We start from the raw sequence: 6,792 nt of genomic DNA, 5'->3' as shown, positions 1-6,792 counted from the left end.
GGCTTACTTTTGATTATGCGAAAAACAAACACTGATATACAAGAGGATATGTCTAAAATAGGCAAGCTTTCTGCTTTTAGCGGACAACAATGATTCTTAATGTCAATCAGTAGTTGATAAGTTAAATGTTCTTTTCTATCTGTGATTGCGCGCAGGATAAAAAATGAAAGAACACATAATTTAAACAAAACGAAATACTGATTCACATTATTCACAGAATAAAAGAGAGGTTTAAACAACCTTTTTATACCTTTACGGTCGGTATTGCAAACGCGTAATTTATGAAGGTCTGCTATCTTATATTAGCTCATAATAATTTCGGGCATTTAGGTCGTTTGATCGATGCTTTGGATGATACAGACAGTAGCTTTTATATTCATATCGATAAAAAAGCCAATCAGGACTATATATCCTCAAAGCCCAATGTCTCTGTTATTCCCTCCCGTTTTGATATCAACTGGGGCGGTTTCGCGATGGTAGAAGCCACGCTCTCCCTGCTCGAATATGGGTTAGGACATTCAGCCGGGGCAGACTATTACATATTGCTCAGTGGTGTTGATTATCCCGTACGTCCGAAATCATTTCTTTACAATTTGCTGGCAGAAGGGAAGGAATATATTGATATAGCACCCGTGCCTGTTCCTTATAAACCCGTGGAAAGGTATGAATACTATTATTTTGATTATGACCGCCGGAATCTGAAGCATTATAATCCGCTGTTTCTGGCCGAGGTCCTTTTGAAGAAGTTAAAACTAAAAAGGAAAGCTCCCTTTACAGTCTATGCAGGTTCTCAATGGTTTGCCCTGACGCATGACTGCGTCCGGTATATTTTGCAGATCGTGCAGGAAGATAAAAGGTATGTCGATTTCTTCCGGCATACACTGGTTCCTGACGAAGCCTTTTTCCAGACAATCGTAGGAAATTCTCCTTTTGGGAAAAAGACAACGGCGAACCTGACCTATACCGACTGGGAAGTGCCCGTCCCTCCGGCTACAATAGAGGGTCGCCATATCGACTTTCTGAAGGCTCACATAGAATTTGACGATGAGTACGGACACAGGCTGCCATACTTCGCCCGCAAGTTTAATGATGACAGTACAGAAGAAATAACAAGGGTTCAGAATGAATTATGGAGATAAGCAAGACAACCTATACAGGCACATCTCAGGATTTTGCCCCCCTTGCCGAATAGCCTTTTGCATAAATAAGATTATCAGGGATGCCCTTCCAGGCTGGGGAGTAAATCAGCAATGTAGCTGAGCGAAATATCGGCAGGTCTCAGAATATCATCATTCCAGACGATTAGATCAATATCTATTTTAACAATACCTTTTTCCTTATCTTTGGGCTTTCGCCCGATTTGTTTTTCTATAGACTTGAGCAACAGGGATACGTTTTCTTTATTCTCATCGGTATAAGCTATAGCCAATTGATTAAGGAAATCATTCTTATAATGATTGCCATAAGGAATAGTGACCGATGTATCGGAATAATGTATTTCCCCGAAAGACTCGTCTAATAATTTGTGGCAGAGGGCAAGATTCGCCTCCCTGTCTTCATTTGTTCCTATGCTGAGTAATACCTTATTCATAATGGATACAAATATACATTCCATTTTTCTGAAAAAGGAGTACTTTGCTCGAAACTTGTCAGGCACGGCATGACAGGCTTTTGACACGTCCCACTATATAAATAATCTTAAAAGCTTTATTATAGAATTGTTACAGGCTATTGTGGGCAGTTGTATATATAAACAATATTATCCCCTATAAGATTTTGCTTACATTTGCTACTTGTTAAAGCAAAAAAGGAGTCTGTCTCTTTATAAGTGACAGACAACCTGTTGAACTTATGACTGCAAATATAGGGCATCTTACCCTTTAATTTATTGCTTATTTCCGCACAATTATTATCCAATCACGCCTAAATGCCCGTTTTTTAAGCTTTTTTTAGTATCTGCAAACACTCATTTTTCTCGCAACTTTTTTCTTGTAAAGTGCTTATTTACAGGTGTTTTACAAATGTTTTACAAATGGCTTAACGGGAAGTCGGATTTTTCTCTTTAAATTCGCTTGTATTTTATTGATATACAGATTGTTATTCGGTTGTTATAGCGGCAAATCACTACTTTTTTGTTTGACAAATGTTGCACAAAGCTTTTTTGTTTCATTTTTCAGCCTTGTAATTCATTGCTATACAGTAGTTTGCAAAACGCTTTTTCCGCTGTCCGTCACTTATAAAGAGACAGACTCGAAAACCTATCAGGAGACACTTCTTGTTTTTTGGCAAGAAGGCATATAAAGACGGTAGAAACGAAGCAAATAACAAATGTATTCACAACTACATTTCTATAGGAATATAGTATATCGCTATATACACAAAGGTCATATATCGTGCCCATCCGGTATATGTCCGGGAATGGGTATTTGCCTTTTTACTGCAAATATAGAAAAAGAAATAACAAATATAATTAAAAATCTAACATTCGGGGAGGGAACATCCGTATTGTCTTGTTTGTCTTCAACGTTATCTTATTTGTCTTCAATCGGTCTTTTACCGCTTGCGAAAGTCGTAAAAGAATACCTCCCCGTAATACACCCCCTCCTGCCTCCCCCAATAGGGGAGGTAACGCGAGGCGGTAAAACCAAATATAAACCTAATTATAATAAACAGAGCCTTTGCTTCTCCCTCTCTTTTGGAGAGGGAGAGTGTGAGGTGTATTATTCATCTTTCCATCTCTCCGGTCTCCTCCCCTTTTGGGGGAGGCCGGGAGGGGGTGGCTTATAAACTGCTTTTATGAAAACAACTGAAACACGAACAAAAAACCGGTGGAAGGCCCTCCCCAAAAGGAGAGGGAGAAGCGAGGGAAGAGCGCGAAGCGGTCAATACAAATCAAATTTAAATATAATAAACAAAGCCTCTGCTTCTTCCTCTCTTTTGGAGAGGGAGAGTGTGAGGTGTATTATTCATCTCTCCATCTCTCCTGTCTCCTCCCCTTTTGGGGGAGGCCGGGAGGGGGTGGCTGCTTCTCCCTCTCCATTTCTTCAACCCCTCGCCCTTTGGGCACTCCCCTTCTGCGAGGGGAGAGTCGCAAAGCGGGGACAGATACCGTTTCGCCCGTCAGGCACTCTTCCCTTTTGATAAAGGGAAGTACCCAAAGGGGGAAGGGTTAGACAACTAATGTTGTAACAAATTCTTTTCATTACTAACATCTATTAAACTCTAAATTTTTTAAATTATAAACTGCTTTTATGAAAACAACCAAGACACAAAACAAGCCGGCACGTAGTAAGCACTTATGGCGGCAGGCAGTTGCCTTTCTAGCCTTGTTGCTGCTCGCGGCAGGAGCGGCAGCCCAGGTGACTATCGGGGCGGGGACGCCTCCACAGCCATTCTCCATCATGGAGATCATCTCCAATCAAAAGAGAGGCCTGCGCATGGCTCACCTGACTACCGACCAGCGCAACAGTATTACCACCTCCGCCTTCAAGGCCAACGCCGAAGCCAAAGGCCTGACCATCTACAATACGACCACCAACTGCATGGAGTTTTGGAGCGGCAGCAAGTGGATCTCCACCTGCCAAGGCGAACCCTTCTCTATCCCTGCTACCGAAGGCGAAGGCACATTCACCGGCAAGGTATGCTTCGACCTTGCACAGGGCAACGATGCCACCGGCTACTGCGCCCCGCTGACCAGCCGCACAGCCAAAAAGGCCGATTTCAGCCTGACTACCGAGCAAGACCCCGCCACACAGGCAGGGACAACGCCCTACACGGGAAGTGCAACCCCTTACTCAGGCGTGCAGGTTTACACCTTTACCCCCTCGGCAGATGTAAGCAATGTACGCTTTGGCTATATAGACCCATCGGGCAAGGTGGTGGCAGGTATGGAGCCCAAAGCCGACTACAGTGGCAATAACATCTCTACTGCCTGCAAAGTGGCGGTAACCTACAAACCAACGCTGAACGATGACCTAAAAGGGCGGACAACTATTTATGCCCTGAAAACCGACCTGTATGTAGTCTACAACGATGCGGCGGACGGCACGGGCACAGACAAGTACCTGAAACTGGACGTTACCCTGAGCGACTGCGCCTGCTGCGGGGCGATGGCGATCCCCTTCACCGGTAACCAGTCGCAGCTGCAATGGCAGTCCTTTATGTGCTACAACCTGGGCGCCGACCAGAAGCTCGACCCCTTCACCTGGAAGTCGGACGGTGACGATGTAGACAACGATATCAAAGGCTACCTGTACCAGTGGGGACGCCAAAGTGACGGACATGAGAAACGTGCTAGCCCTCAAATCGCAGATATACTGGCTACCAATAACCAGGCTACTACACCTGTCGATGTATTGGGTACATTTATAAATACTACTACTGCACCTCCTTTTGACTGGCGTGATGCTGGTAGAGAAACTTCACGTTGGGGTGATGGTACACAGAATGCCATGATGCCTAAAGCCAATAACGACCCGTGCCCTTCCGGATGGAAGGTGCCTACTACAGGACAGTGGGAGGCTATTTATCGTGGAGGTGCAGCATCAGGTACAGACGCAGCTAATGTATGGACATGGGACAGAGGGTACAAGGTGGGTGCTGATTTCTTTTTGCCTGCGGCGGGACTCAAAAGCTACTACGATTCTTCAAAACAATTTGTTGGTATCAATGGCTTCTATTGGAGTAGTACTATTGAAGTCGCTCAGTCTTGTCTTTTAAGTTACAACAATAGTGTGATTTATTCGTCAATTACTGCTTATCGCTCATTTGGTCATTCCGTCCGCTGCATACTGGAATAAGTCCTCCCGCCCTTCGGGGTTTGCAACCCCGAAGCCCCCATTGTCAGGATTTGTAATCCCCCTACAGTAGGATATAAAATTTTATCATATACAGTCAATACTTAAAGAAATTAAAAATATGAAAACCAACAAATTACTAAAACTTACAGTTGCAACCATCCTGTTATGCATGGGCACGAATACCTATGCGCAGGTGACCGTAGGCAGCAACAAAGCACCCGAAACCTTCTCGGCGCTCGAACTGATCTCGAACCAGAAAGCCGGCCTGCGCATGGCTCAGATGACTACCGCGAAGCGCAATGAAATGACTACCAACTTTGTTGGCACAGCCGAAGAAGAACTAGCCAAAGGACTGATTATCTACAATACGACCACCAACTGTATGGAGTTTTGGAGCGGCAGCAAATGGATCTCCACCTGCGATGGCGAACCCTTTACCATCCCTGCTACCGAAGGCGAAGGCACATTCACCGGCAAAGTCTGCTTCGACCTGGCACAGGGCAACGATGCCACCGGATACTGCGCCCCACTGGCCAGCCGCACAGCCAAAAAGGCCGATTTCGGCCTGATTACCGAGCAAGACCCCGCCACACAGACAGGGACAACGCCTTACACAGGAAACGCAACCCCTTATTCAGGCGTGCAAGTCTACACCTTTACTCCCCCGGCTGCCGTGAGCAACGTACGCTTCGGCTATGTAGACCCATCGGGCAAAGTGGTGGCAGGTATGGAGCCCAAAGCCGACTACAGTGGCAATAACATCTCTACTGCCTGCAAAGTGGCGGTAACCTACAAACCAACGCTGAACGATGACCTAAAAGGGCGGACAACTATTTATGCCCTGAAAACCGACCTGTATGTAGTCTACAACGATGCGGCGGACGGCACAGGCACAGATAAGTACCTGAAACTGGACATTACCCTGAGCGATTGCGCCTGCTGCGGGGCAATGGCGATCCCCTTCACCTTCGCAGGAAACAAAAAACAGTTGCAATGGCAAGCCTTTATGTGCTACAACCTGGGCGCCGACCAGAAGCTCGACCCCTTCACCTGGAAGTCGGACGGTGACGATGTAGACTACGATATCAAAGGCTACCTGTACCAGTGGGGACGCCAAAGTGACGGACATGAAAAACGCGCCAGCCCTCAAACAACTACATTAGCTACTAATACTCAGGCTACAATGCCTGCTGAGGTGGTGGGTAAGTTTATAACGACTAGCGGAGCTCCTCAAGACTGGTTCAACGATGGTACTTGGAGTGGGAGTTTGGGTGAAGGCATGCAAAATGATCGTTGGGGAGATGGTACACTGAGTGATCGTTGGGGAGATGGTACGCGGAATGCCGAGGTGACCAAAGGCAAAAATGACCCATGTCCTCCGGGATGGGAAGTGCCTGCTCCGCACCAGTGGTGTTCAATCTTTCGTGGTGGAACTTTGAGTGGTGCGCCCGGTCTAGCCACAGCGAATAAATGGACATGGACGGGCACAACGGATACGACTGAAGGAGGTTATAAAATTGGCGAAAACCTTTATTTGCCTGCAGCTGGCGGGTATTCTTATGTTGGTGGTATTACACCATCCGGCGTTGGTGCTCGTGGGCATTATTGGAGTAGTATGGTAAGCCAAATTGACGCACAGTTTGTTGCATTTGCGAGCGCTGCCATCTACCCGACCAGTTCACTTAGCGGGCGTGCAGCTGGCTACTCCGTCCGCTGTATACTGGAATAAGTACTCCCGTCCTTCGGGGGTTGCAACCCCGAAGCCCCTACTATCAGGATTTGTAATCCGGCAAAAAAACAGGCTGTCACTTTTTATAGTACAGCCTGTTGTTTTTTCGTAGAAAATTGTCTTATATAAAGAGCTCTTTGATATAATCGGAGGAAAAAAGTAACAGAGAAAAGTAATGAAAAAAGTGTCACTATTGTCACTTTTTTGCAGTGCAGAACAAAAAATATTATTATAGTTCAACCCCTCGCCCTTTGGGCACTCCCG

Annotated in this window: 4 protein-coding genes; 3 read left to right on the top strand and 1 reads right to left on the bottom strand. The window is 45.9% G+C overall.

Translation table 11 applies throughout. The features are described from left to right. The first annotated feature begins 281 nt into the window (after positions 1-281). A complete protein-coding gene (locus D0T84_RS02865) occupies positions 282-1,139 on the top strand; it encodes a beta-1,6-N-acetylglucosaminyltransferase (protein ID WP_163305816.1) in 858 nt (285 codons plus the stop codon). Positions 1,140-1,213: 74 nt separating this feature from the next. Here the strand turns inward: D0T84_RS02865 and D0T84_RS02860 are convergent, their stop codons facing one another. Then, on the bottom strand, positions 1,214-1,591 hold the full coding sequence (locus D0T84_RS02860; protein WP_163305814.1) for a 2-amino-4-hydroxy-6-hydroxymethyldihydropteridine diphosphokinase: 378 nt from the start codon (positions 1,589-1,591) through the stop codon (positions 1,214-1,216). A gap of 1,660 nt (positions 1,592-3,251) precedes the next feature. On the opposite strand from D0T84_RS02860, the gene D0T84_RS02855 reads away from it, so the two are divergent. Both D0T84_RS02855 and D0T84_RS02850 read left to right on the top strand, forming a co-directional pair. After that, the gene (locus D0T84_RS02855; protein WP_163305811.1) at positions 3,252-4,799 is read left to right on the top strand and encodes an FISUMP domain-containing protein; all 1,548 of its coding nucleotides are present in this window, start codon (positions 3,252-3,254) and stop codon (positions 4,797-4,799) included. A 118-nt stretch (positions 4,800-4,917) separates the two neighbouring features. After that, a complete protein-coding gene (locus tag D0T84_RS02850) occupies positions 4,918-6,528 on the top strand; it encodes a hypothetical protein (RefSeq protein WP_163305808.1) in 1,611 nt (536 codons plus the stop codon). Positions 6,529-6,792: the final 264 nt, after the last annotated feature.

The sequence above is a fragment of the Dysgonomonas sp. 521 genome, from assembly GCF_010501055.1.
Taxonomy (GTDB): domain Bacteria; phylum Bacteroidota; class Bacteroidia; order Bacteroidales; family Dysgonomonadaceae; genus Dysgonomonas.
This window is presented reverse-complemented; position numbering and strand designations above follow the sequence as displayed.

Bases quoted from the DNA above. Each gene is read 5' to 3' on its own strand.
- D0T84_RS02855 (WP_163305811.1), top strand. From the start codon at position 3,252: ATGAAAACAACCAAGACACAAAACAAGCCGGCACGTAGTAAGCACTTA.
- D0T84_RS02865 (WP_163305816.1), top strand. From the start codon at position 282: ATGAAGGTCTGCTATCTTATATTAGCTCATAATAATTTCGGGCATTTA.
- D0T84_RS02860 (WP_163305814.1), bottom strand. From the start codon at position 1,591: ATGAATAAGGTATTACTCAGCATAGGAACAAATGAAGACAGGGAGGCG.
- D0T84_RS02850 (WP_163305808.1), top strand. From the start codon at position 4,918: ATGAAAACCAACAAATTACTAAAACTTACAGTTGCAACCATCCTGTTA.